Source organism: Cupriavidus sp. FW305-46 (assembly GCF_058787075.1).
Genome location: NZ_JBYSZI010000128.1, coordinates 1 through 4,206, shown reverse-complemented (window position 1 = coordinate 4,206; position 4,206 = coordinate 1). Strand labels below are relative to the sequence as shown.

1 protein-coding gene is annotated in these 4,206 nt (G+C 72.3%); it reads right to left on the bottom strand.

From position 1 onward, the window contains the following. Positions 1-7 precede the first annotated feature (7 nt). Positions 8-4,180: a YhdP family protein gene (locus AC3WON_RS30965; protein ID WP_492353464.1), complete on the bottom strand. Its 4,173-nt coding sequence runs from the start codon at positions 4,178-4,180 to the stop codon at positions 8-10. Positions 4,181-4,206: the final 26 nt, after the last annotated feature.

Sequence of the window (4,206 nt, the reverse complement as noted above, 5' to 3'; positions counted from 1 at the left end):
GTTTTCCTCAGCGCGGGAGGGCGGGGTCCGCGCGGTTCTGGAAGGTCGGGGCTTGCGCCTTATTGTCCTCCAGTTTGCCGATCTGCGGGTTGGCCCAGCTGCCGCTGATGCGGTAGTGCTGGGTGAACACCTTGGAGAACTCGTCGGCAAACAGCAGTTGCGCGGCCAGCGTGCCGATGCCCAGCACCGGGTTGATAAAGGCGGCCGCGATCGAGGTGGAGGTGGCGTTGATGCGCGGCACCACATCCACGCGCAGGTCCTGGGTCTCGCGCAGCAGGTTGGCGGTGCCGCTCATGCTGGCGATGATCTGCGGGCTCCTGAGCTCGAAGTCCTGGATCGTGCCGACGCCGCTCTCGATCGTGCCGGTGCCGGCAATGCGGTCGAACACCAGCCCGCGGCCTGACAGGGTGCGAAAGTCCAGCGTGGCAAAGCGCAGCAGGCCCTGCAGGCTGAGCACGCCCAGCAGCCGCGCCGCGCCGGGGTCCACGCTCAGGATCTGGCCATTCTCCAGGTCCAGCGACAGCTTGCCGGACAGCGTCGGGTAGTCGATCGACAGCGGCGAGCCGCGCCAGGCCACGCGGCCTTCGAGCTTGCCCTTGCCGTCGCTCAGCGTGTGTGCCAGCCCCAGGCGGTCGAGCGTGGCGCCGGCATCGCGCACATCGATGCTGAAGGACAACAGGGTGCGGCGCTCGGCATTGGCGTCGGCGCGCAGCCGGCGCGGCACGCGCCAGCTGCCGCTGCCGGTCAGGGTGGCGCCGGGCTGCTCGATCTGCAGCTTGTCCAGGGTCCAGACCGGGTCGGCAGCGCTGGTGCCGGTATGGGCCTTGACTTCAAGCTTGCCGAAGTCATGCCCGCGCAGCATGAACTGGTCGGCCACCAGGTCGATCGCGGGCAGCTCGTCGATGCTGCCGGCAAGCGCGTCCACCACGTTGTGCTCGTCGCTGGCATCGGGCACGTTCAGGCGCGCCAGGCGCAGTTGCAGCGAGCCGGTGGCCGAGGGCCCGGCCGGACGCCACTGCACCGCGCCGGCCACCTGGCGCGAGTCGATCTTGGCGTTCCAGCCGCCGGCCTCGCGGTTGGCGTCGAGCACCACCTCATCGAGCTTGCGGCCCATGGCGTGCAGTGCGCGCGCGCGCAGCGCAATGCGGCCAGGCAGGAAGGGCGAGGGCGCTTCGGCGGGGCCCGCGCTGCCGGCACCGCCGCCGAAGGCCGCCCGCCACGCATCGATATCGAGCTGGTCGAAGGTGGCCGCGGCGCTGACGCCGGCCACGGGCGGCGGCGCCGCCTGCTGCACGCCGATGGCGCCGGCGAGCACGTCGATGCCGCCGCCCTGGTCACGGCGCAGCAGGTAGCGCGCGTTCAGCGCATGGCCCAGCTGCAGCACCAGCTCGCTGGTGCCGGCGCGGCCCGGGGCGCTGGCCGGGCGCAGGTCCGCGCGCAGCGCCAGGTCTTGCGCTGCAGCCTTGGCCAGGGGCGCGGGCAGGCCGATCGCCATGCCATTCAGTTCGGAGCTCAGCTGCACCTGCAGCTGGTGCTCGCGCGTGGCGATCACGGCGCTGTAGCTGGTGCTGCCTTCGAGCCGCGCGGCCACCGGCGCCAGCGCCGAGCCCGCGGCGGCCTCGCGCAGCCCGGCGGCCGAGACGCTGCCGCTGGCGGTGACGTGCGTGGCGCCGTCAGGCTGGGTGCCGCCGCTGAGCCGGATCTCGCCGCCGAGGAAGCGGGCCCGCATGTTCTCCAGCCCGAAACCGTGTTCATTGAACGTGATGGTGCCGTTGGCGTGGCCCAGTTGCGGCAGCTGCGGGCTGAGCACGACATCGTTGCCGAGGAAGCGAAAGCGGCCCTCCACCTTGGCGGCATCGGCGTGTTCCAGCGGCATGTCGAGCTTGAGCCTGAGTTCGCCGTTGCCGTGGGCCTGCGCCGCATCGGCCACGTGCCCGGTCCATTCGCGCACCGGCGAAGCGTTGATGTAGCGCAGGAAGCCCTGTACCGGTCCGCTGGCGCCGCCGTCGATCATCAGCTTGCCGCGCGGGCCAAGGTCGTCGATGCGGCCCTTGACGTCCAGCAGCGTGACGCCAGGGATATCGTGGACCGTGGCCCGGCTCGCCAGGAACGTCATGCCGCCGCGGTCAAACACGACCCGCCCGGCAATGTCGGTGAAGGTCGGCCATGCCTGCGCGCCGGTGGTGGTGCCGCTTGCGGTCTGGTGCGGGGCGATCTGGTAGCTGACGTGTTCGATCGGCACCTCGACACGGAACTCGCCGGCCTTCTCGTGCGGGGCATGGAACGGGAAATGCGCCAGGTCGCCGCGCAGCACGAAGCTCACGCCGGCAGCTTCGCCACCCGCCAGCGCGCCGGCCAGGTAGTGCCGGGTGCCGGCCGGAATGCTCAGCGGCAGGTAACGCGGCACGCGCGCCACCTGGGCGCGGGTCATGTCGCCGCTCAGGTCGGCGATGCCGGAGACACCGTCGCCGCCTGCGCGCCAGGTGCCGCGCACCGAGCCGGCCGCATCGGCATTGGCAAAGCGCACGCCGTCCAGCGTGACCGCGAGCTTGCCGCCGGCATGGGTCCAGCGCACTTCGCCGCCGATCTGGTCGAACGGCAGCCGCGGCTCCTCGAACAGGCCAGGCAGCACCAGCGCCGCGCCGTTGCCTTCGAAGCGGGCATTGCCCTGCTGGTCATCGAAGGAGAAGGTGCCGGACAGGTGCGAGAAGCCAGGCGTGCCCAGGCGCGGGTGGCCGCTGGCGTCCACCGCGGGCACGGCCGGCTGGCCGTTGACCGAGACGTCGCGCAGCGTGCCCTGCACGCTGTAGAGAGGCCTGCCGCCGCCACGCTCGAGCATGCCCGCGCGCTCGCGGCTCCAGCTCACGTTGAGGTTGTCGATGTGGCCCGCCGGCTGCAGCGCGCGCAGCCGGCGCAGCACCGCGGTGTCCAGCGGCATCGAGCTGGCCGCCGCGCGCACCGTGTTCAGGTCCAGCGTGGGCGCTTTCAGCGAGAACTTGCGCAGGGTGCCGTCCTTGCCGGTGGCCCAGCCGAGGGTGACCTTGCGCATGCCTTCGCGCCAGGTGCTGTCGGCGGGGGTGCCCTCGTCGTCGCTGGCGGGCTGGGGTTGCCAGAGCAGGGTGTCGACGGTCAGCAGGTTGCTGCCGTCGCGTTCGGTCCGGTGCAGCAGGAAGGCCTGCGCATTGGCCAGGCGCAGCGGGGCGGAGGCGCCGGCCAGCTGCAGGTCGACGCCGCTGGCGCGCAGCCGGGTCTGGCTGCGCACGATGCGGCCCTGGCGGAATTCAATGCTGCCGTCGGTGCTGAAGGTGCCGCTGGCGGCGCGCTCGAATATCGCCAGGTAGCGCTGCAGCACCGGCAGCTGCAGCTGGCCGAGGTCCCAGCTGGCCTGCCCGGTCCAGTAGCGCCAGTTGCCGGCGCTGTGCAGGTAGTCGTTGCTGAAGGAGGACTGCACCACCAGCGGGCTCGGGCCCAGCGCAGGCGAGCGCGCTTCCAGCGTCACCGTATGGCGCGCGCCGTCGCGGCGGGTGTCGAGGCGGATCTCGCCGATATCGAGCCGGGGCAGGCGTGCCTTCTCGTCCAGCCAGCGCAGCTTGCCGTCGGACAGCGCCACGCGCCCCTGCGACATCAGCCAGCCCAGGAAGCGATCGTCGTCCTGCTGGCCGCCGGTCGCGTCCACCAGCATGCCGCCGACCAGCAGCCGGCCCTCGGGCGTGCGCCGCACCAGGATGTCGGTGCCGGTCGCGCCCAGGCTGACGAACTGCAGGTTCATGCTGAACAGCGAGCGCCACGCCAGCTTGCCGTCGAGCGTGGCGGCCGCAAGCAGCACGCGCTGTTCGCGGTCCACGGCGCGCAGGCCGCGGGCGCGGAAGGCCGGGTGCCAGCCGTCCCAGTAGGTATCGAGCGCGCCGATGCTGACCTTGGCCGACAGCGCCACCGAGCCGCGTTCTTCCAGCCACTGGCGCGCGGTGGACGCCTGCGGCCACAGCACGAAGCGGATCAGCAGGCCCGCCACCAGCGCCAGCGCGGCCAGCACCAGCGCCAGCCGCACCAGCGCGCGGCCCAGCCCGCGCCAGAACGGGTGGCGCACGGCTGCCGCCACGCCGCGCGTGCAGGCGCGCAGGAACGCGCCGGCGGAATCGTTGCGCCGGGCGCTGGTGGCATCGTTGGCCGGGGGATTCACGGGGTGTGGCGGGGCCAGGGTGGAGG